This is a genomic window from Candidatus Eisenbacteria bacterium, assembly GCA_016930695.1.
Taxonomy (GTDB): Bacteria; Orphanbacterota; Orphanbacteria; order Orphanbacterales; family Orphanbacteraceae; genus JAFGGD01.
On the sequence record JAFGGD010000007.1, the window covers coordinates 26,925 to 47,880 of the forward strand.

A 20,956-nucleotide genomic window follows, 5' to 3' on the forward strand; every position below is an offset into this window, starting at 1 on the left:
GGAATACCCGCCGATGCGATGGGAGAAGAGAATCGCGTCCCAGGTGATCACGTGGCTCGCCTCTTTGTTCCCGGCGGCGGCGCTCCTCGTTCTTGTCGCCGCGCTCCACGTCCCTCCCGCCGCCGCGGAGAAACCCGCGCCGGAGGGAGGGTTCTCCTTCCTCCCCTTGCCGGTCCTTTTCTACACCCCCGAAACGCATCTCGGAGGGGGCGCGGCGCTCCTGGTGATCCACCGCCCGGAGGATCGGCCGGAGGCGCACCGGCCTTCCCAGATCGCCGTCTTATTGGTTCACACAGAAAAGAAACAGACTCAAATCGTGGTCAAGGCGGATCTCTTCCTCCGGGAGGATGACTGGCGGTTTCTCGCCGAAGCCCAGTACGAAAACTACCCGGATCTCTTCTATGGAATCGGGCGGAACAGCCGCGCGGAGGAAGAGGAAACTTATACGCAACGCGGCCCGACGGTTCTCTTCGGCGTGCGGCGGAGGCTCGCTGAGGGGCTTTACGCCGGGCCGCGCTTTTCCTTCATGGACGTCGATGTCCGGGACGCGGAGGAGGGGGGCGCGATCGCGGAGGGTGCCGTAGACGGGGGCGGCGGCGCGAAGACCGCGACCATCGGCTTCGGATTCGGCTGGGACAGGCGGAACCACCCTTTCCTCCCCGACGGCGGTTTCCTTCTGCAGGGGACGGCGGATTTCGGCGACCGGCGCACCGGCTCCGATTTCGCCTACAATGCCTTCGCCCTGGACGGCCGCGCCTTCTTTCCCGGTTTCGGCGGCGACCACTCCATCGGGGCGCATCTGCTCTTCGAGGCGAGCACCGGCTCGCCCCCCTTCCAACTCCTCTACGGCCTCGGCGACGAGTCGATCCTCCGGGGATACCACGGCCGCCGTTACGTGGACCGGATGAAGGCGGCCTTGCAAGCGGAGTACCGCCTCCCGCTCACGGGACGCCTCGGCGCGGTCCTCTACGGCGGCGCCGGCGATGTAGTCCGCGATCCCGGGGACTTCAAGAGATCGAAGTTCAAACACGGTTTCGGGTTCGGCTTCCGGTACGACGTGAAACCGGAGGAACGCCTCCGGCTCCGTCTCGATATCGCCTACGGCGCCGACGAGTCGGGCGTGTACGTCAACTTCGGCGAGGCGTTCTAGGCGGTTCGCGCCGGACGTTCACGTAAAACCTTCCTTCGCTCTCCCTATGCTGTTTTGTCTTCCGGAGATCGATTCAATCCCCATTCCCATAGATGATATTGATCAATAGAAAAAAATGAAATATATGTTAGTATTATATTCAACATATGCGGTTCGCCGCAAGGACATACACATTGCAGCAATATCAACTTAGCAATGTAAAGGCTCCAACGCGGGGGATCGCGCTCATCTCCATGGAAAAGGGAGGGCGATCTTCATGCGTAGATTCTTGTGCATCTTGTCTCTTCTTGTCGTGAGTGCCGGATCGGCGGCGAGCATCGGTGTTCTTCTCCCCGAGAAGACCTCCGACGGATCTCTCTTCGTCGACGACTTCAACGACGGCGTGATGGACACCTCCTCCATTCTCGCCGCCCTCGTCCCCTGGCAACCGATGTACGCCGATTCTTCGCTCGATTTTCGCGAAAGGGACGGATATTTCCAGGTGTTCGGCAACACCGGTCCGGAGAAGCTAGGCCAGCACCGGGGCATCCAGACCAACCCATACACCTATCGAGGATGGGTGGCGGCCTCGCTGGAGACACTGGAACTCGTCTCGGTCGTGGAGATGCGGAACATGGATCCCGCCGAGCCGGCCGTCAATCCCTGGGGCGGACCGGCGGTGGCGCGGATGGCCCATCACTACTGTTGCAATTGCTGCGGCGCCGGCGGGGACTTCAACGCCACCGTCTCCGTCGGATATCTATTCGGCGAGGGGACCGGGCCGGGTTGGAACCCGCCCGGCGGGAAATGGGGATTCCGCGTCAAATGGCACGAGTGGAGCGACCGATATTTAGTCGACATGGACACTCTCTTCGGCGACGAAGCAGATCGTTTCTTTCCCACGATGGTGGACAACTTCGGTTTCGACGAGGACGATTCTACCACCGCCACGGGGTATGTCCGGCGGAACGGTGAATGGATCTGTCTGGGGAGCCGCAAGCTCGACATGCGAACCTGCCGGAAGACGGAACTGAAATCCATGTGCGAGTGGGCTCGGAATCACGACATCGACTACCGCTGGGATAATTTTCGCCTGTTCCTCCACTCCGCGAAGTGGCCCGTCGAATTCCTTCTCGTGGACATGGACACAATCCCGATGGAGGGGGATTACGTGCTCGAGGCGAGAGACACGGAGTCGGATGAGCTGATCGACCGTGACACTCTCGTCGCCTCGTCGAATTTCTCCATCCACCTCGATCACGTTCGTCATGTGATTCCGGCCGATGTCGATCTGATCCTTTTCGACGGCGAGGGCGCGGTGGTCGCAGCGGGACAGCTTCCGGCGAGCGGGGTAAAGGGATGCTATCCGAACGACGCCTGGAGGCTTTTCTGCGACACGACGTCGAATCTGACCGGGGTGACCGCAGCCGGCCGAAGCGATCCTCCCTCGCTTCGTCTTCTCCCCAACCGGCCGAACCCGTTCAACCCGGAGACCCGTATCGTTTTCGAACTCGTCCGTCCCTCCGAGGCGGCCCTCTCGATCCACGATCTATCGGGGAGGCGGATCGTCACGCTCTTTGAGGGCCGCCTGGGATTCGGCGCCTTCCAGTCGGTTTGGGACGGTCGGGACGGATCCGGACGAGCGGCCCCGTCCGGCGTCTATTTCGCACGGCTCCGCGCCGGAAGCGCCGAAGAAACCCGCAAACTGCTCCTGATCCGCTAGAATGGGCGTGCGCCCGGCTCGATCCGGCCGGGCGCGGGGGAGCATGGACGAAGCGCCGGTCATCGAGACGACCATCGAGAAACTCGCCACGGGTGGAGCGGGCCTCGCGAGGGTGGGGGGGGAGGTGTTCTTCGTGCGGGGCGCCCTGCCGGGGGAGAGGGTCCTCACGCGGATCGTCCGGCGCGCCCGGGGGGTGGTGGAGGCGGAGGCGACGGAGATCCTCGACCCTTCGCCGGACCGGGTCGAACCGCCGCCCGGCCCGCCGGGAGCTCTCGCGGGCGCCGACCTGGCGCACATGCGGCTGGACGCCCAGCGAGCCGCGAAAACCGAGATCCTCCGGGACTGTCTCTCCCGGATCGGCCGGATCGTTCCCGCCGATTTCGTGGAGCCGCCGGAGCCGGTCGGCCCCCCCTGGGGTTACCGAAACAAGATCCGCCTTCACGGCGACGGCGCGGGTTTGTACGGGATGCACTTCCCCGGCACGCGCCGCCTGATTCCTTTGGAACGAAACCATCTTCTTCCCGATCTCTTTCACGAAGAGGCGCTCCCCCTGTTGCGGCGACTTCCTCCGGCGGAGGAGGCGACGATCCGTTTCGACGGGCGGGGCGGTTTTCTCCTCTCCCTCGGAAGCCGCGGCCGCGGCGCGGATCGCCTCGCGGCGCGGACGCCGACCGCTCTCCGGCGGGAACCTCCTCCCGCCTCCTGCGCGGGCGTACTCGCAGCCGGGCGGCGCGCGCACGGAAAGAAGCATCTCGAGATCCGTATCGCCGGAAAGCGGTTTCGCGTCCACGCGGGCAGTTTCTTCCAGGTGAACCTCGCCGAGACGGAAGGATTGCTTTCCCTCGTAGTCGCCGCGCTCGACGAGGCCGGCGCCTCGCCCGGAACGCCCGCCCCGCTCCTACTCGACTTGTACGGAGGCGTCGGGCTCTTCTCCCTCGCCCTGGCGGATCGTTTCGAGAGGATTCTGTTGGTGGAGAGCGGCGGTTCCGAGATCCGCGACGCCGGGCCGAACGTACGGCGCGACCCGGATGCCGCGGGCAGGGTGGAGGTGATCCACGGCGCGGTGGAGGAAATCGTGGCGGGATGGTCCGCGCGGGGGTTTCCACGGGGTGATTCGCGTGAGGCGATCGCTCTGGTCGACCCGCCGCGGGAGGGACTCGCGCCCGCCGCCCTCGACGCCCTGGTCTCCCTCGCCCCGCGGCGGATCCTTTATGTCGGTTGCGATCCAGCCACCCTCTCCCGGGACGCGGGCCGCCTGGTCCGGGAAGGGTACGAACCTCTGCGCGCCCGGGTGATCGACATGTTCCCCCAGACCTCCCATCTGGAGACGCTGCTCGTCCTCGCCCGTTGAGTCGCTTTCCCGCCGACCGGTCCGGAGAGCCCGCCCTCTTCTTCCGGCCGAACCCTCCGACACGGAGGGACGGCGCCGGTCAACTCCCCGTCCGTTCGCCCGGGGGCGGACCGTCCGGTCGCCAGTCCCCGCCGCGCAGCCACTCCTCCGCCTCGGCACGATGGTCTCCGGCGATCACGAAGGCGGCGCGATCGGCCTTCCGGAGGCGGGTCTCGTCGTCCACCGGCTTCCCCCGGCCGCCGGCGTGAACCGCAAGGGGGAGGATCACGTTTTCCGGCGCTTCTCGGCTCTCTTCCGTCTCCTCTGTACCGCCGTCCGGAGCCCACCATTCCACGATTCCCTTTCCCCTGCGGAGGCGGAGCGACCAGAGGTGAATGTCCCGCTGCGCCCCGAAGAGGATCGTCGCCCCTTCCTCGCGAATCATTCCCTCGTTCAGGTGTCCCTCCCGGAGGTGAAGCGCCACGATCCGTTTCGGCACCTTGAACTCCTCGCCCGCTCGGGTGGCGAAGAGTAGATTCACTTCTTCGTTCGGCGTGAGGGCGACGCACCCCGCCCGGTCCGCCAACCCGGCGCGATGGAGGGTCCGCTCCTCAAGGGCGTTGCCGAAGACGGCGCGGAAGCCCCCCTCCTGAGCGGCTCGGACCGCGCCGGCGTTGGAGTCGATGTAGACCGTCTCCTCGCCGCATTCGCGGAGCGCCGCGCCGAGCGCCAGCCCCAGCTCGTTCGCGCCGAGCACCGCGTACCCGCGTCTCGCGCCGCGCCGCACGCCGAGGAGCGACGCCAGCGGTCCCCCGGCGAGGCCTTGCACGAGCACCGTGACCGCGATCACGAGGAAGACCATCGCCCGGAGTTCCGCACCTCCCTCCATTCCCGCCTCGTCCATGACGGAGGCGAAGAAGGAGGCGACCGCCGCCGCCACGATTCCCCGCGGCGCCAGAAAGGAGAGAAAGAGCACCTGACGTCCGGAGAGGCCGGACCGGAAGGTGCTTGCCGCCACGTTCAGGGGGCGGACCACGAACATCAGCGCCGCCACCACGCCGAGCCCCGCCCACCCGAGGCTCCTCACCTCCGCGAAGCGGACGTCCGCTGCGAGGAGAACAAAAAGGAGACCGATGAGGAGGAGCGTGAGCTGTTCCTTGAACTCCATGAGGTCCCGCAGCACGCGTGTCCGGACGTTTCCGACCGCCATCCCCGCGGTCACCGCCGCCGCGATTCCGCTCTCCGGGAAAAACGCGTTGCTTCCGTGGAAAAGGGCGAGCACCGCGCCGAGGACGAACACGTTTTCGTAACCTTCCGGTATCAATCTTTTGGGCCGAAGCAGGGCGGCGAGGAGCAGGCCGCCGGCGGCGCCGAAGAGCGCCCCTCCGCCGAGGCGGGCCACCAGCTCCCGCGCGCCCGAAACGACGGAGGGGGAATCGGCGTGGACGGCCAGTTCGAGGGCGACCACGGCGACGATCGCGCCGATCGGATCGATCAGCACTCCTTCCGCCTCGAGCACGGTCTGCAGGTCGCTGCGAAGGCGGATCCGGCGGACCAGGGGTTGGATCACCGTCGGGCCGGTGACGATCACCAGCGTGCCGAAGAGGAGAGAGAGACGCCAATCCCAGCCGAGGAGGAGGTGGGCCGCCGCGGCGCCGCCGAGCGCGGTGATCACCGCGCCGATCGTGATCAGCCGGCGGATCACGCCCGACTCGCGACGGATTTGGCGGAGGTTCAGGTTGAGTCCCCCCTCGAAGAGGATCACCGCCACCGCGTACCCGACCAGCGCCCGGAGCGCCTCTCCCAGCGATTCCGGGCGGATCACGCCGAGCGCCTCCGGGCCGAGGAGAGCCCCCGCGGCGAGAAGGAGCACGATTCCCGGGATCCGCAGGTGCCATGCGATCGACTGCGCCGCCAGCCCCGCGAGCAGGGCGAGGGCGACGGTGAGCGCCGGATCGGCGAGTGTCGGGTGCGGCATGGTTCCTCCCTCGGGGCGTCGCCGGAGCGCAGGCGGGAGATCCGCCCCGTCCCCTTTTCCTACCACAAACGGTCTCCCCGGGGCCAGAGGCGGGTTCCCGCGCCACCCCTTTCGGGGCGCCTCCCGAGGGGATTCCGGGGCTTGACAAGATGGAGAAATGTGCTAGATTTATCGTTTCTATGAGGGAGGGTACCCCTCCCGGGAACGAAGGATGGTGGAAGCATGGATTCGATCAAACAGCTGCAGTCGAGCCAGGTCCGCACGGACCTTCCCGATTTCGGGGCGGGCGACACGATCGCCGTCTCGGTGCGCGTGAGGGAAGGGGACAAGGAGCGCACACAGGTGTTCCAGGGTGTGGTGATCCAGCGGCGCGGCAGCGGGTTTTCCGAGACCTTCACGGTTCGTAAGGTGAGCGGTGGGATCGGAGTGGAGCGGGTTTTCCCGAACCAATCCCCCTCCGTCGCCGCCATCAAGTTGATCCGCCGCGGGCGTGTGCGCCGCGCACGGATCTTCTATCTGCGCGACCGGATCGGCAAGGCGGCGCGCGTGAAGGAGAAACGGGGCTAGTGCCCCCCGCGTACCGCTTCTCGGAAGAACTCGTCGGCCGTCTTTTCCGGGTGACCCTGGAGGAGACGGCTTTCTCGTTTTTCCCGGCGCGGCGGAAGAGACGGCCCGACCCGACCGACGAGTTGGAGCGCCCCTTCCGGCTTCGCGGCCGGACCGTCGCGGGCGTGGACGAGGCGGGCCGCGGCCCACTGGCGGGCCCGGTGGTGGCCGCCGCCGTGATCCTCGACCCGGACCGAACGCCGGACGGACTGGACGACTCCAAGAAGCTCTCCCCGGCGGCGCGTTCGGCCCTTTTCCCCCGTATCGTGCGGAGTGCCCGCGCCGTCGGAGTCGGGCTGGCGAGCGCCGGCGAGATCGACGAGGGGAACATCCTGGCCGCCGCGCGCACCGCCATGATCCGCGCGGTGCGGGCGCTTCCCGAACCGCCGGACTGGGCGGCGGTGGACGGCCGCCGGCTCACCGGTTTCCCCATCCCCCAAATCGCCGTCGTCGGTGGAGACCGGCTCGTCCCGTCGATCGCCGCCGCCTCGGTGGTCGCCAAGGTTCTCCGCGACCGGCTGATGGAGGCGTTGGACCGTCTACTTCCCGTATACGGATTCGCCGGCCACAAGGGATACCCCACCGAGGATCACGCCGAGGCGATCCGGGAGAGGGGGGCGTCCGCCGTGCACCGCGCCACCTTCCACGTTCCTTGCGCGCCGGGAGAACGACGATGACGGAACGCGCCGAATCGGGGCGTTTGGGAGAGCGACTCGCCGCGGCTTTTCTGGAAAACGCGGGCCATCGGATCTTGGATCGCAACTATCGTACCCCCCGCGGGGAGATCGACCTGATCACCGAGGAGGGTGGGGATCTGGTCTTCGTGGAGGTCCGCCTGCGGAGCGGCACCGGTTTCGGGGGGGCGGCGGGATCGGTCGGTCCCGGAAAGCGGCGCCGGCTGGTGCGGGCCGCCGAGCGTTACTTGCTGGAGGCCGGCGATCCGGACCGACCGTGCCGTTTCGACGTCGTCTCCATCACCGCCGAGGGGGATTCCCACAGGATCGAGCACCTCAGAAACGCCTTCGACGGGGAGGGGAGGGCGACGGGAACCTGGTCTTCCGGACGTCCCCCCCGGTAGGGTCTTGGGCCGCCCGCGGTTCCGGCCGATGCATGGAGAGGGGGTCCCCGAAAGGGGCTGCCGTTCCCGGCTTTTTATAGTAAGGTATAGCCATATCGGCTGTTACGGTTTGGGGGAATCATGGGCTTTCGGGTCATCGCAGCGGCGCTCCTCCTCATGGTCTCGCTCCTCGCCGGTTGTTCGGAGAAATCCCCCAATGATCCGAACGGCAACGGGAACGTGACAAAGGATGAGGCTTACTGGACCGATGTCGGCTGGGCACGGTATGAGACGGGCGATTTCCAGGACGCCCTCAACGCGCACCTGAACGCCCTCAAAATCGATTCCACCTATGTGCCCGCCATCTCCGGTCAAGCGTGGGTGAACCTGGAACTCGGTTGGAGCGGGCTCGCGCTCCGGCAGTTCGAGGAGGCGATCGGCTATGACAGCCTCTGCGTGGATTGCCGTTACGGCGCCGCCTACATGGCCCACACCCAAGCGCTCACTTTCACCGGCAACTCCCGGCCCCATTACGAAAAGACGGTACGATACGGGGAGGATGCGCTCGAACTGAGCGGCGACGGTTGGATCTTCCGGTACAACGAGGAAGTGAACGCCGGCGGCCTCCGGGTGTTGCTCGCCCGCGCCTATTACGCCCTCGCCGAATACGACCGCGCCCACGACATCGTGGACCTCCTCGACCCGAACAACACGCTGAACCCGAGCGAGCCGGGGTATCTGCAGGACCTGCTCATCGCCATCGAGAGCCTGGGAGGGGGGGGGAATTGAGAAAAGCGGTGAGGACGGGCGCCCTGGCATGGGTTCTGGGGATGTTGGCTTTCACGGCGCTCTCACCGGGCGCGCAGGAGATCGTCCCCGTCGGGGCGGCGCTCTTCTCCGCTCCCGCGGATATTCAATTCGTCGGTGATTATTTATACGTGATTTATCCGTCCGGGTTCGCCGTGGTGAACGCCTCTTCCCCGTACGAGCCTTCCCGTATTGCCGAGAGGGCGATCCCCGGGGAGGGGCGGGGAATCTTCGCCGGCGACTCGCTGGTCTATCTGAGCTGCGGAACCGGCGGTTTGGTCACCGTCGACGTCTCCGTTCCCTGGGCCCCCGTGATGCTGGACACCGTACCGGCGGGCTCCTCCTTCGGGAGGATCGTGGAGAACCGCGGGCGGATCCTGGTGGCGGACGACCGGGACGGCCTCGTTATCTTCGGTTTGGACGATCCCGGCCATCCGGAGAAACTCAGCGCCTTCGACGTGGGCGTGGAGATCGAGGACATGGTCGCCGCCGGGCGGGTCGCCTATCTGGCGACGGAACTCGCCGGCGTGCAACTGGTGGACATCTCCTCCTGGGAGGGAGTTCCACTCACCGGTCTTGTCGAGCTCGCCCCGGCGAACGATTTGGTCCTCTCCGGGGACACCCTCTTCGTCGCCCGTGGCGCCTTGGGCATCGCCGCGGTGGATGTGGCCGACTCGTCGGCGCCGTCGATTCTCGCCGGGACGTGGGTTCCGCCGGACACCCTCGACGGCATCGCCGGGATCGACTCTCTGTTGGCGGCGGTCGCCGGCGACTCCGTTCTTCTCTTCCGTAAATCGGATCTTTCCGGCGGACCGGTGGGGGTCGTGGAGGACACTTCCGGCATCGGCCGGGTCTTCCGGTCCGGAAATCTGGTCGCGCTCGCCTCGGAAAGGGACGGGGTCGTTCTCTCCGATCTGATCCTTCCGAAGTCGACGGCGCTTCTCACGCGATACCTTCCCGGTAATTTCACGATTCAAACGGTTTCCGTCCTGGGGGACAGCGTGTTTCTGGGTACGAGCGAAGCCGGAGTATTTCTGGCGTCGCTCGAGAATCCCCTGGAGCCCGAATCGCTCGGCGTTATCGTGACGGACGGGAACGTGCTCGATTGCGATGTCCGGCGGAGTCTGCTCTACACCATAGAGGACCGCGACACTCCGGGCGGCGTTCGGATTTACGACGTCGCCGCCGGGGAGCGGATCGCGAACCTCTCCCTTCCCGGAATCATGACGGAGATGACCCGAAGCGATTCGATTCTCTATGTCTGCGCCGTCGATCGGGGCGTTTACGTGTTGGACGTCTCCGATTCCTCGGCGCCCGCACTCGTCGATTCCGTGCCGATCGGCTCGGTATCGAACCGCTTCGCTCGTTCGGTGGACATCGCCGGCGATCTCGCCGCGGTGGCCGAGGGAACGGCCGGGTTAAGGATCCTGGATCTCTCCGATCCGCTTCATCCCGTCGAGCTGGGCGCCTATAACCCGTTCGATTTCGTGTCCGACGTAGTCTGGGGGGAAGGGGGACGGCTTTACGTCTGCCTGCGCACCACCGGCGTCCTCGTTCTCGACGTGAACGATCCCGAGGCTCCCGATTCGGTGGGAGTGCTCGATATCGATCCTTTCTTCGACAAGCCGATTCTGCTGGAGGACATCATCCGATCCGCCGAATTCCTTTACATCACCGGCTACGGGGGGATCGGCGGGTCGGGGGATCTGCACATCGTCTCCATCGACGATCCCGACGGACCGGAATACGTCAAGGCGGTCGAGTCCTCCGGGAATCCCTATGACATCCGCTTGGTGGGGAACACCATTCACGTGGCCGCCGGGTCCGATGGATATGAACAGTACGGGGTGTTCAACGATTTCGACCTGATCCGGCGGGGTCGCTATCGGCCCTCGCCTCCGGTGAGCCTGGCGGGCGCATCCGATTCGCGGATTCTCATCGTCGACGACGAAGGGGGCGTTTGGCCGTTGGCGGTGGTGGGAGGGGAGTCTCTCGCCGTCGGCGAGCGCTACGACCTGGGCGGACCGGCGAACGATCTCTTCGTCGAGGAGAGGCGCGCCTTCGTCGCCCTGAACGGTGAGGACCGTTTGGCGATGTTCGACCTCCCCTTGAGCACCCAGGCTTTCTTCTCCCGGTGGATTCCTCTCGACGCGGCGGCGCAAGGTGTGGACGTCGTCGATTCGCTTCTCTACGTGGCGCAGGGTACGGGGGGGCTCGCGGTATTCGACGTCTCGCGAACCGACACGGTGATCCGGGTCGGTTCCTACGTGACCGACGGCGTGTACGACTTGGGCGGGGCCGCGGCGACCTCGGTCCGGGTCAGTGACGGCGTGGCCTACGTGGTCACCCGCGACCGAACCAATTCCCTCTTCCTGCTCGACGTGACCGACCCGTCGGCGATCGAGGCGCTCGGCACGTACGGCAGCGGGCGCCGCGCGTTCCACGTGGCCGTCTACGGCGGCTATGCCTATCTGACCCAGCGGATCACCGGCATGGAGGTGATCGACGTCCAGAATCCGGCCAACCCGCTTTTCGTGATCGACCGGAACGACATGTTCGACGCGCGTTTCATGGAGATCGCCGAGGACGCGCTGTTCGTGGCGCGCCGCACGAGCGGCCTTTCGGTGCTCGACCTGACCAACGCCTACAATCCCAGCGTGATCTTCAACCGGGTCACGGCCGGAGCGGTGGATGACCTGGCGCTCCACAGCAGCTATCTCGTCTTGGCGGATCGCAATGCGGCGCGGGTTTTCCTGCAGGACTTCGCCAACGCGGACCAGCAGGCGCCGGGCTACACCGTCGGGATCCTCCCCAACACCTTCGCCAACGCCTACGTGGATTTCATCGTCGTCGCCTCGGAGGCGCTGATCGAAGCGCCGAAGATCCGGTTCAGCATGGGCGAAACCGACTCGCTGCTTTCCGTCTTTCCCCTGAACACGGTGGAACACATCTACCACGCGGGCTACCGCCTCACCCAGACGGGGATCGGCAGCGTGCGCGTCGAGGGGGAGGATCTGGCCGGGAACAAATCGGAAACGAGCCGCGGCTTCTCCGTCTCCTACGTCCGCGGCGCCAAGGGCGGATCGATCTACGACGCCGCCGGCAAGGTGGAGGTGGCGGTCCCCGCCTCGGGTGCGGCGGACGAGGGCTATGTGATTCTCCTTCCCGCCTCTTCCTACGAGCTGGCGGACCGGATGAACGGCATGCCCGATCCGGTCGCCGGCCCCTTCCGCGTCGCCCTCGGTTCCCTGGAGGGACCGGTCACGGTCCGATTGCACGGCGTGGAGCCGGTGGAGGAGGGACCGACGCCGGCGCTCTGGCGGCTCGAAGGCTCCACCTGGGTCCGTGTCGAAGGGGCTTATGACGCGGAGAAACGCGTGGTGGAGGCCGGCCTCCCCGGTTCGTCCTTCTTCCTCTTCTCACCGGAAGGGGGCGCGCCCGCGCCCTTCGTCGTTCGCCTCGACCCGAACCGTCCCAACCCGTTCAATCCGACCACCACGCTCCGATTCTATCTCTCGCGCCCCGCCTCGGCGCGGCTCGCCGTCTACGACGTGGCGGGCCGGATGGTGCGGCTCCTGTTCGACGGGAAGAGCCCCGCCGGTTGGAACGATGTGGTGTGGAACGGCGAGAACGGATCGGGCCGCCCGGTGGGGAGCGGCATCTATCTCTCTCGGCTGGAGGCGGCCGGGCTCGTCCGCACCGGCAAGATGATTCTTCTCCGCTAGTCCCCGCTTCTCCTTTTTCTCGACCCCGGTGCGTTCCCCTTTCTCCCCTCCGTGGTTCTTTGCTCCCCGGGCCGAATCGGTTATGGTGAGCGGAAGGCCGGCGCGTCCCTTGGCCCCGCCGTGCCGAGGAGGACCGCCGATCGATGGAGACGCCTCTCGAGGGGACTCTGGAACGGGTTGTTTTCCGCAATCCGGAAAACAGCTGGACCGTGGCCCGCCTCCGCGATGAGAAGGAAGACCGCATCGTCAGCGTGGTGGGGCGGATGCCCGATCTCTCCGCCGGCGAGTTGCTCCGACTCACGGGCCGGTGGGTTCTCCACCCGCGTTTCGGCGAGCAGTTCGAGGTGGAAACCGTCGAGGTGCGGCCGCCGGTGACGGAGGGGGGAATCGAGCGCTACCTCTCTTCCGGCCTGGTGCGCGGCATCGGCGGCGAGATGGCGCGACGGATCGTGGAGCGTTTCGGCGAGGGAACGCTCGACGTGATCGACAACGAGCCGGAGCGCCTGCTCGAGGTGGACGGGATCGGCGCCAAGCGGCTCGACATGATCCGCGACGGCTGGCGCGACCAGAAGAGCGTTCGCGAAACGCTTATCTTTCTTCACGATCTCCCCATCGGTCCCGCCCTGGCGGCGCGTATCTACGAGACGTACCGCGAGCGAACCGTGCAGACGGTGCGATCCGATCCCTATCTCTTGGCGGATGAAGTGTGGGGGGTCGGCTTCCGCACCGCGGACCGGGTCGCGGAGGCGCTCGGCATAAGCGCCGATTCGCCGCGCCGCGCAGACGCGGGGGTGCTCTACCATCTCGGTCGCCTCCACCAAGCCGGCCACGTTTGCTTTCCCCGGGACGAGTTGGTGAGCGGCACCGCCGCATTCCTCGAGGCCGATGAACAGCACGTCGAGGAAGCCCTCGAGCGCCTCCTCGCCGCCGGCTCTCTCCAAGCGGAGGAGGCGGAGCCGGACCGGGAGCTGATCTACCGCGCCGAGATGCTCCATGCCGAGGAATCGGTGGCGCGCCGCGTCAACACGCTGCTCTCCGAGCCCGGCGTCGGCCCGGCCATCGACACTTTCCAGGCGCTTCGATGGATCGACGCCGCCCTCGATACCCGTCTCGGCGAGGAGCAGCAGGCGGCCGTGGAGGCGGCGCTGGAGGGGCGGGTGACGGTCGTGACCGGCGGTCCGGGGACGGGGAAGACCACGCTGGTCCGCTCGCTGCTCGCCGTGTTGGAACGCTCCGGCGAGGCGGCGCTTCTCGCCGCGCCGACCGGACGGGCGGCGAAGAAGATGGAGGAGGCGACGGGTCGTCCGGCGCGCACCATCCACCGGCTCCTCGAGTTCGATCCGCGAACCGGGCGTTTCCAAAGGGACGCGGAGAACCCGCTCTCCGCGTCCACGGTGATCCTCGACGAGGTCTCCATGGTCGACCTGCTGCTGATGGACGGGCTGTTGGAGGCGATTCCGCCCGGCTGCCGCCTCGTGCTCGTCGGCGACGTGGATCAGCTTCCCTCGGTGGGGCCGGGGAACGTTCTCCGGGACCTGATCGAGTCCGGCCGGGTCCCCACGGTCCGGCTCACCCGGATTTACCGCCAGGCCCGGGAGAGCCGCATCGTCCGAAACGCCCACCGCGTGAACCGCGGGGAGATGCCCCTCATGGATGACGAGGCGCGGGACTTTCGCTTCGTCGTGGCGGAGGACGGCGCGCGCGCGCTCGAGTGGATCCGGTCTTTCCTCGGCGGCGAGGCGAAGAGCGGGTACGGCTTCGATCCGATACGGGACGTGCAGGTGCTCGCGCCGATGCACAAGGGGATCGCGGGCGTGACCAATCTCAACCGCGAGATCCAGGAGCTGCTCAATCCGCGGGGGGAGGAGCTGCGCAGGGAAAACCGCGTTCTCCGGGTAGGGGATAAAATCATTCAGCTACGAAATAATTACGACTTGGACGTGTACAACGGCGACTCGGGTTGGATCGAATCGGTGGACCCGGAGGGACAGAAGGTCGAGGTCCGTTTCGGTCCGCGGTCGGTCATCTACGACTTCGCCCGGCTCGACGAACTGGCGCTGGCCTACGCCGTGTCGGTTCACAAGTCCCAGGGGAGCGAGTACCGGGCGGTGGTGGTTCCCCTTCTCGGCGAGCACTACCCGATGCTGCAGAGGAACCTGCTGTACACGGCGCTCACCCGTGGGCGCGAGCTGGTGGTGCTGGTCGGCACCAAGCGAACCGTCGGGCTCGCCGTGCGGAACAACCGCATCCGGCATCGCTACTCCCTGCTCGCCGAACGCCTCTGGCGCGCGGTCCTCCCCGGAGGAGTCGCATCTTGAGCCGCCGCGCCGCCCGAGCCGCCGCCGCCCTCGTCGCCCTGCTTCTCCTCGCGCGGCTCGCCACCCTCGGGCTCCCCCCGCTTTTCGACGCCACGGAGGGGCGCTACGCCGAAATCGGCCGCGAGATGCTCGGCTCCGGCGATTGGATCACGCCCACCCTGCACGGCGGGGAGCCTTTCTGGGCGAAGCCGCCCCTCCATTTCTGGATGACCGCCCTCTCGCTCCGCGCGTTCGGCGTGAACGAGTGGGCGGCGCGCTTCCCCGGTTTCCTTTCCGGTCTCGGGATTCTGGCGCTCACGATGATCGCCGCGCGCCGGCTCTACGGCGGCCGGGCGGCGCTCCTCGCCGGCTCCATCCTCGGCTCGTCGGGACTCTTCGCGCTCCTCGTCGGCACGGTGATCCTCGACGTGACCTTCACCTGCACGGTGACCGGCGCGCTCGTCTGCTATCTCCTGTTCCGCAAGGATCCCTCCCGACGTTGGCCGGGGCTCCTCCTCTTTCTCTTTCTCGGTCTCGGTCTTCTCGCCAAGGGGCCGATCGCGCTCGTCCTCGCCGGACTCCCCGTCTTTTTCGACGTGATCCGCGCGCGGAAACTCGGCGCGGTCCGACGTCTTCCCTGGGTGGCGGGGATCGGCCTCCTGCTCCTCGTCGCCGTCCCCTGGTACGTCCTCGCGGAGAGGAAAACGCCCGGGTTTTGGAATTATTTCTTTCTGCACGAACATTTTCTCCGATACGTGCGCGCCGAGTACGGCGACCGCTACGGCCACGGCCACGTCTCCCCCTACGGCCTGATCTGGGCGCTCGGCCTGCTCGGCTTTCTCCCCTGGACGCCCGCCGCGGTCGGCGCGGCGATCCGGCGTTTCCGCCCCCACGCGACGACGGGCGCCGGCGACCCGTCGGAGGAAGAGGGCACCGCGTTTCTCTGGCTGTGGGCGCTCTCGCCGCTCCTCTTCTTCACCTTCAGCCGTTCCCTCTCGCTTCCTTACGTCTTTCCCGCCTTTCCGCCGCTGGCGATTCTCCTCGGCCGGGAGGCGGCGGGAGAAGGAGGGATTCCGGCCCGTCGAGTCGGGCTCGCCGTTCCGCTGTTTCTCCTGGTCGCCGGGACCGTCTACGGTTTGGCCCGATTCTCAGGCCGTCCGGCGGAGGGGGCGGCGCTCCTCCTCCCCCTGCTCCTTGCCGGAGGGGCGGCGCTCTTCGCGTTCCGGCGGGGAGGCTCGGCGGCGGCGATCCTCTCCGGTTCGCTCCTCTTCCCCCTTTTCCTGATCGCCCTCTCCGTCGCCGTTCCCGGCGCGGTGGAGGAGGGGAAGTCGACGCGGCACCTCGCCCGGGCGACGGCTCCCCTCGGGGGAGAGCCTCTCTTTTTCGACGGCGTCCCTCCCTCGGCGGAGTTCTATTTCAGGGGGCGGGCGGTGAATCTGCGCGGCGAGGTCGGGGAGATCCTCCGCCGCTTCGAGGACGGGGGGGGGGATTTGCTCCTTCTCCGGGAGAAGCAGGAGCGGTATCTTTCCTCCACGATGATCGCCGCGCTGGAGCCTCTCCGTCGAACCGGGGATTACGTGATTTATCGGATCGTGGGGACGCCGGAGCGGGAGGCCGCGACGACCGCGGCGGAGAGAAAGGAGAAATAGAAGATGCGCGCGGATTCGGGAGCGAAAGGGAAGACGTCCGGGCGTGAAATCGTCGGCGCCGTTCTCGACCCGCTCCGGAGGCTCCGCCTGGAGGAGGCGCTCTTCGTTCTTCTCTTCATTCCATCCACGGCGGTGACGGTCTGGGCGAACCTGGAGATGCAACGCGCCGGCGAGGGATCCCGCAAGATCGAGGGAGGGATACTCCGGCTGGTGATCGTCGCCGCCGTGGCGGCGCTCCTGCCGCTCTTGGAGAAGGCGCGCCGCTCCCCCTCGGCCTCCCGGGCGCTCCGGGAGTCGGTGGAGTTCTTCCGGGTCATCCTCCCCTTCGCGCTCTGCTCGGCGGTCTACACGAACCTGCACGACACGGTCCGTTTCGTGAATCCCCACGACATCCACACGACGCTCGCGATGATCGAGGAGCGGTTGTTCGGTCTCCAGCCGGTGGTCTGGGCGGAGCAGTTCATCACGCCGGCGCGCACCGAGTTCTTCAGCTTTTTCTACACCAATTTCTTCCTCGTCGCCCCCTCGGTGGCGCTGTTGCTCTGGTTCACCGGCAGGAGGAGGGAGGCGCGGGAGACTCTCCTCGGCGTGATCATCACGTTCTACACCGGCTACGTGCTCTACGTGATCTTTCCCGCCGCGCCTCCTCGACTCTATTTCGAGTCGCTCGGCCTCTTTTCGGTCAACCTCGGCGGCGGCGCGATCGCCGATTTCCAGAACGCGCTGATCGCGATGATGCCGAACCACGCCTCGCGCGCCGCCTTCCCGAGCCTGCACACCGCGGTGAGTCTCGTTTCCCTCTACTACGCCTGGCGCTACTGCCGCCGTTTCTTTCCGATCCTCCTCTTTTTCGTGATCGGTCTGCTCGCCTCCACGGTCTACCTGCGCCATCACTACGTGGTGGATCTGATCGCGGGAGCCTTTCTGGTCCCCTGGACCGCCTGGGTGACGCCCCGGCTGGATCGTCTCTGGCAGCGTTTCCGCGGGGGCCGGTCCGATCGCGTTGACAGCGAGCGGAGCCTCCTCTAGACTGGTCCCCGAACCGAAATCCACACCCTCTCCCGCCGCGATTCCTCTCCGAGCCGGCGGCCGATGGAGGAGATCGACCGAATGGCATCCGAGCATGTGATGGAAGTGGCGGACAACGATTTTCAGGAGAAAGTGATCGGGTCGCCGGTCCTGGTGATCACGGATTTCTGGGCCGAATGGTGCGGCCCGTGCAAACGAATCGGCCCGATCCTGGAGGAAGTGGCCGACCAATACGGCGGCAAGCTGAAGATCGCCAAGATCAACGTGGACGTGAATCCCACCGTGGCGGCGAACTTCGGCATCCGGAGCATTCCCACCCTGCTTTTCTTCAAGGGGGGCGAGGTGGTGGATACGGTCATCGGCGCCGTGCCGAAAAAGGAGATCGTGGAAAAGGTCGAGAAGATCATCGGTTAGGGAAAGGACCGTTGGAAACCACGGGGTCCGGTCGGGGCGCCTCCACGAGGGGCGCCGCCCGGCCGGGCCCTTTTTCGCGCCGGCCCGGCGGGGAGTAGAGACCTTGAAACTCGAAGCGATTCCGATCGATCGTCTGCTGGTGCGCGCTCATTCCCTCTGGGCCGATCGTTGGCTGATACTCGCCGCCGGCGACCTCGCCGCCGGGGAGTACAACGCCATGACCGTCGCCTGGGGGAGCCTGGGCTGCATGTGGAATTTCCCCTTCGCGCAGGTGGTGGTTCGTCCCACACGGCACACCTACGGCTTCATGGAGCGTTTTCCCGGCTTCACGCTCTCCGTGCTCCCGGAGCCGCTCCGGGAGGCGGCGCGGATTCTGGGCACCCGGTCCGGCCGGGACGGGGACAAGATCGCCGCCGCTGGCCTGACGCCGGTTCCGTCGGAGCGCGTCGCCGCTCCCGCCTTCGCCGAGGCGGAACTCGTCCTCGAGTGCCGAACTCTCTATTCCCAGGATATGGATCCCGCACGTTTCCTGGACCCCTCCATAGAAGAGCGTTACCCCGAGAAGGACTACCACCGCGTCTATTTCGGCGAGATCGTCGCCGCGCGGGGGACGGCGACTTGGAACGCCCCGTAATTCGATTTATGGGTGAATTTCGCGCCCCTCCCGTTTTCCCTTGTGCGCCGCCGCCGCCGCCGCTATGCTCTTTATCCGGAAGAAGTGCGACGGAGGGAGCGGCATGCGCGACATGATCGAGCTGCGCGGCGTGGTGGAAGCGTGCCGCCGTTGTCCCCTCGGCCGGACCCGGACCCAGCCCGTGTTCGGCGCCGGCGACGAGAGCGCGGATGTGGTGCTGATCGGCGAGGCGCCCGGCCGCCGGGAAGACGAGAGCGGCGTTCCCTTCGTCGGACAAGCGGGGAAGCTGCTGGACAAGGCGCTGGAGGCGGTCGGCCTCCGGCGGGAAGAGATATACATCGCCAACGTCCTCAAATGCCGGCCGCCGGAGAACCGGAATCCCAAGCGGGAGGAGATCGAGGCGTGCCGCCCCTTCCTGGAGGAGCAGCTCGCGCTCATCCGTCCCCGGGTTCTGGTGCCGATGGGCAATTTCGCGCTCAACCTCTTTACGCGGAAACGGGTGAGCATCAGCAAGGCGCACGGCCAGCGATTCTCCTGGAGCGACCGGACGGTGATCCCGATCTACCACCCCGCCGCGGTGCTCTACAACCGTTCCCTCGAGACGGTTCTGGCGGAGGATTTTCGCCGCATCGTCGCTTTTCTCGCGAGCGGCGACGAGGCGGAGGCCGAGCCGGAACAGATGACGCTCTTCTGAGATGCAAACGATCCTTCTCCCCTTTCTCTTTCTCGCCGGGCTCTCGGTGGGCAGCTTTCTGAACGTTTGCATTTATCGGCTCCCGCGGGGACGTTCGGTGGCGCGTCCCCCCTCGGCCTGTCCCGCCTGCGGCGCGCCGGTTCGCCGGCGCCACAACGTACCGGTGCTCGGATGGCTCGTTCTGCGCGGTCGCTGCCGGGATTGCGGCGCCCCCATCTCGGTCCGCTACCCTTTGATCGAACTGGCCGGGGGCTTCCTCTTCCTCTGGATCGCCCTCTCCTTCCCGCAGGACTGGACGCTCCTCTTTCCGCTCTATTACGGCTGCGTGTTGCTCGTGGTGGTCTTCACCGACCTGGACCTGCAGCTCATCCCGGACTCGCTCACCCTGCCGGCGATCCCGATCGGTTTTCTCTATCACGGCTGGATCGAGGGGGCATGGGTCGACGCGGCGCTCGGTTTTCTGGTCGGCGGCGGGAGTCTCTGGTTGATCGGGGAGGTCTACCTGCGCGCCCGCGGCCGCGAGGGGATGGGGGGAGGGGACGTGAAACTCGCCGCCATGATGGGCGCTTTCCTCGGCTGGCAATCGATCTTGCTGGTCCTCTTTCTCTCCTCGTTCGCCGGCGGCCTCTTCGGGATCGCGCTGATCGCCTTCGCGCGGAAGGGAGGAGGGGCGAAGATCCCCTTCGGCGTCTTCCTCGCGCCGGTCGGTTTCCTCGCCCTGCTCTACGGAAACGCCTGGATCGATTGGTACCTGCGATTCGCCGGTCTCAGCGGCTGACCGGATCCTTCGAACCGTCCACCCCTCCGCTCTCCTTGAGTCCGGTGCCGACGAGGAAGAGCTCCACGCTCCCTCCTCGGGATCCCTTCGGCTTTTCGACGGCGAGCCTCTCGAAGAGGGGGCGCGCCTCCTTTTTCAGGGCGGCCAGATCCTCCCCCTGGAAGACCTTGCAGACCCAGGCGCCGCCGGGGGCGACCACCGCGCGGGCGAGTTCGAGTGTGCGACGCGCCAGCTCGACGGAGCGCGCGCTGTCGGCGAAGACGACGCCGGTCGTATTGGGCGCCGCGTCGGAGAGGAGAATGTCGAAACGGGGGGCGAAGGAGAGAAGGTCGGCCGGCTCGAGGCGGAAGATGTCCGCGCGGAGCACCCGGACCGTGTCCGGGAGAGAGATCCGGATCTCGGAGAGGTCGACGCCGACCACGAGTCCTTGGGGGCCGACCCGTTCAGCGATGTACTGGAGCCACGAGCCGGGGGCGGAGCCCAGGTCGACCACGCGGGCTCCCCGGCGGATCAGGTGATGGCGGCGATCGATTTCTCGGAGCTTATAGAGAGAGCGGGCGGCGTACCCCTCCGTCTTCGCCTGCTTAAAAAAAAATCGCGCGGACGAAAGCGGCTCACTCGGCGGTCTCCGTGAGGATGCGTTCCACCTCGGCGGTATCCTTCGCCTCGAGTAGGGCGTGCTGAATCTCCTCTCTCTTGAGGAGACGGGCCATGGTGGCCAGCGCCTGGACGTGGGTGGTGGTGGCGTTTCGGGGGGAAACGAGAAGAAAGATGAAACGGCTCGGTTTTCCGTCCAATGCGCCGAAATCGATCCCCTCCCGCGCCAGCGCGAAGGCGGCGGCCAGCGTATCGGTCCCCTCGGTCCGGCAGTGCGGCACCGCCACCCCTTGCTCCAGCCCGGTCCCTTTCTCCTTCTCCCGATCGATTACGTCGGCGAGCGCCTTTTTGGGGTTCTTCACCCGGTCGGCTTTGGAGAGAAGCCCCACCAGATCCCGCAGGAGATCGGTCTTCTTCCTCGACTTGGAGAGTATGAGAATCGACCTCCGGTCCAGGAGGTCACCCATTGAAAGCATCATGTCCTTCGTCTGCTCGATCTTGTTCGTTTG

18 protein-coding genes are annotated in these 20,956 nt (G+C 66.6%); 15 read left to right on the top strand and 3 right to left on the bottom strand.

The features are described 5' to 3' along the window. The first annotated feature begins 13 nt into the window (after window positions 1-13). The 3 genes from JW958_00710 (at window position 14) to JW958_00720 (ending at window position 4,203) form a co-directional block, all read left to right on the top strand. Window positions 14-1,150 carry a BamA/TamA family outer membrane protein gene (locus tag JW958_00710; GenBank protein MBN1824751.1) on the top strand — a complete coding sequence of 379 codons (1,137 nt, stop codon included), beginning with the start codon at window positions 14-16 and terminating at the stop codon, window positions 1,148-1,150. Window positions 1,151-1,406: 256 nt separating this feature from the next. Then, the gene (locus tag JW958_00715) at window positions 1,407-2,852 is read left to right on the top strand and encodes a T9SS type A sorting domain-containing protein (protein ID MBN1824752.1); all 1,446 of its coding nucleotides are present in this window, start codon (window positions 1,407-1,409) and stop codon (window positions 2,850-2,852) included. Window positions 2,853-2,895: 43 nt separating this feature from the next. After that, window positions 2,896-4,203: a class I SAM-dependent RNA methyltransferase gene (locus JW958_00720; protein ID MBN1824753.1), complete on the top strand. Its 1,308-nt coding sequence runs from the start codon at window positions 2,896-2,898 to the stop codon at window positions 4,201-4,203. A gap of 79 nt (window positions 4,204-4,282) precedes the next feature. On the opposite strand, the gene JW958_00725 is transcribed toward JW958_00720, so the two are convergent. Continuing rightward, entirely contained in the window at window positions 4,283-6,160 is a 1,878-nt protein-coding gene (locus tag JW958_00725; protein ID MBN1824754.1) for a cation:proton antiporter, read from the bottom strand. A gap of 222 nt (window positions 6,161-6,382) precedes the next feature. Here JW958_00725 and rplS point away from each other — a divergent pair, with 222 nt between their 5' ends. The 12 genes from rplS (at window position 6,383) to JW958_00785 (ending at window position 19,850) form a co-directional block, all read left to right on the top strand. After that, on the top strand, window positions 6,383-6,727 hold the full coding sequence (gene rplS / locus JW958_00730; protein MBN1824755.1) for a 50S ribosomal protein L19: 345 nt from the start codon (window positions 6,383-6,385) through the stop codon (window positions 6,725-6,727). Between the two features lie 122 nt (window positions 6,728-6,849). Beyond that, on the top strand, window positions 6,850-7,443 hold the full coding sequence (locus JW958_00735; protein ID MBN1824756.1) for a ribonuclease HII: 594 nt from the start codon (window positions 6,850-6,852) through the stop codon (window positions 7,441-7,443). Then, the gene (locus JW958_00740) at window positions 7,440-7,844 is read left to right on the top strand and encodes a YraN family protein (GenBank protein ID MBN1824757.1); all 405 of its coding nucleotides are present in this window, start codon (window positions 7,440-7,442) and stop codon (window positions 7,842-7,844) included. Before JW958_00735 ends, JW958_00740 begins: the two co-directional genes overlap by 4 nt. Before the next feature lie 120 nt (window positions 7,845-7,964). Further along, the gene (locus JW958_00745) at window positions 7,965-8,612 is read left to right on the top strand and encodes a hypothetical protein (GenBank protein ID MBN1824758.1); all 648 of its coding nucleotides are present in this window, start codon (window positions 7,965-7,967) and stop codon (window positions 8,610-8,612) included. Then, window positions 8,609-12,355: a hypothetical protein gene (locus JW958_00750; protein ID MBN1824759.1), complete on the top strand. Its 3,747-nt coding sequence runs from the start codon at window positions 8,609-8,611 to the stop codon at window positions 12,353-12,355. Before JW958_00745 ends, JW958_00750 begins: the two co-directional genes overlap by 4 nt. Before the next feature lie 143 nt (window positions 12,356-12,498). Then, window positions 12,499-14,673, top strand: coding sequence for an ATP-dependent RecD-like DNA helicase (locus JW958_00755; GenBank protein MBN1824760.1), 2,175 nt, complete (start codon window positions 12,499-12,501; stop codon window positions 14,671-14,673). Next, window positions 14,670-16,301, top strand: coding sequence for a glycosyltransferase family 39 protein (locus tag JW958_00760; protein MBN1824761.1), 1,632 nt, complete (start codon window positions 14,670-14,672; stop codon window positions 16,299-16,301). The genes JW958_00755 and JW958_00760 overlap by 4 nt, the downstream gene beginning before the upstream one ends. 3 nt (window positions 16,302-16,304) lie before the next feature. Continuing rightward, the gene (locus tag JW958_00765; GenBank protein MBN1824762.1) at window positions 16,305-17,330 is read left to right on the top strand and encodes an inositol phosphorylceramide synthase; all 1,026 of its coding nucleotides are present in this window, start codon (window positions 16,305-16,307) and stop codon (window positions 17,328-17,330) included. Between the two features lie 81 nt (window positions 17,331-17,411). After that, window positions 17,412-17,744: a thioredoxin gene (gene trxA / locus JW958_00770; protein MBN1824763.1), complete on the top strand. Its 333-nt coding sequence runs from the start codon at window positions 17,412-17,414 to the stop codon at window positions 17,742-17,744. Window positions 17,745-17,847: 103 nt separating this feature from the next. After that, a complete protein-coding gene (locus tag JW958_00775) occupies window positions 17,848-18,378 on the top strand; it encodes a flavin reductase family protein (GenBank protein MBN1824764.1) in 531 nt (176 codons plus the stop codon). A 103-nt stretch (window positions 18,379-18,481) separates the two neighbouring features. Continuing rightward, window positions 18,482-19,072, top strand: a complete 591-nt coding sequence (locus JW958_00780) for a uracil-DNA glycosylase (protein ID MBN1824765.1) — start codon at window positions 18,482-18,484, stop codon at window positions 19,070-19,072. Window position 19,073: 1 nt separating this feature from the next. After that, window positions 19,074-19,850: a prepilin peptidase gene (locus JW958_00785; protein MBN1824766.1), complete on the top strand. Its 777-nt coding sequence runs from the start codon at window positions 19,074-19,076 to the stop codon at window positions 19,848-19,850. Here JW958_00785 and JW958_00790 read toward each other — a convergent pair. Further along, complete coding sequence (locus tag JW958_00790) at window positions 19,840-20,508, bottom strand: RlmE family RNA methyltransferase (protein MBN1824767.1); 669 nt, start codon at window positions 20,506-20,508, stop codon at window positions 19,840-19,842. The genes JW958_00785 and JW958_00790 overlap by 11 nt on opposite strands. Beyond that, window positions 20,465-20,926, bottom strand: coding sequence for a PTS sugar transporter subunit IIA (locus JW958_00795; protein ID MBN1824768.1), 462 nt, complete (start codon window positions 20,924-20,926; stop codon window positions 20,465-20,467). The genes JW958_00790 and JW958_00795 overlap by 44 nt, the downstream gene beginning before the upstream one ends. Window positions 20,927-20,956 lie beyond the last annotated feature (30 nt).

What these genes read in the sequence shown, in the direction of transcription:
- JW958_00710 (MBN1824751.1), top strand. Translation starts at nt 14, where the DNA reads ATGCGATGGGAGAAGAGAATCGCGTCCCAGGTGATCACGTGGCTCGCC.
- JW958_00715 (MBN1824752.1), top strand. Translation starts at nt 1,407, where the DNA reads ATGCGTAGATTCTTGTGCATCTTGTCTCTTCTTGTCGTGAGTGCCGGA.
- JW958_00720 (MBN1824753.1), top strand. Translation starts at nt 2,896, where the DNA reads ATGGACGAAGCGCCGGTCATCGAGACGACCATCGAGAAACTCGCCACG.
- JW958_00725 (MBN1824754.1), bottom strand. Translation starts at nt 6,160, where the DNA reads ATGCCGCACCCGACACTCGCCGATCCGGCGCTCACCGTCGCCCTCGCC.
- rplS (MBN1824755.1), top strand. Translation starts at nt 6,383, where the DNA reads ATGGATTCGATCAAACAGCTGCAGTCGAGCCAGGTCCGCACGGACCTT.
- JW958_00740 (MBN1824757.1), top strand. Translation starts at nt 7,440, where the DNA reads ATGACGGAACGCGCCGAATCGGGGCGTTTGGGAGAGCGACTCGCCGCG.
- JW958_00745 (MBN1824758.1), top strand. Translation starts at nt 7,965, where the DNA reads ATGGGCTTTCGGGTCATCGCAGCGGCGCTCCTCCTCATGGTCTCGCTC.
- JW958_00755 (MBN1824760.1), top strand. Translation starts at nt 12,499, where the DNA reads ATGGAGACGCCTCTCGAGGGGACTCTGGAACGGGTTGTTTTCCGCAAT.
- JW958_00765 (MBN1824762.1), top strand. Translation starts at nt 16,305, where the DNA reads ATGCGCGCGGATTCGGGAGCGAAAGGGAAGACGTCCGGGCGTGAAATC.
- trxA (MBN1824763.1), top strand. Translation starts at nt 17,412, where the DNA reads ATGGCATCCGAGCATGTGATGGAAGTGGCGGACAACGATTTTCAGGAG.
- JW958_00780 (MBN1824765.1), top strand. Translation starts at nt 18,482, where the DNA reads ATGCGCGACATGATCGAGCTGCGCGGCGTGGTGGAAGCGTGCCGCCGT.
- JW958_00785 (MBN1824766.1), top strand. Translation starts at nt 19,074, where the DNA reads ATGCAAACGATCCTTCTCCCCTTTCTCTTTCTCGCCGGGCTCTCGGTG.
- JW958_00795 (MBN1824768.1), bottom strand. Translation starts at nt 20,926, where the DNA reads ATGATGCTTTCAATGGGTGACCTCCTGGACCGGAGGTCGATTCTCATA.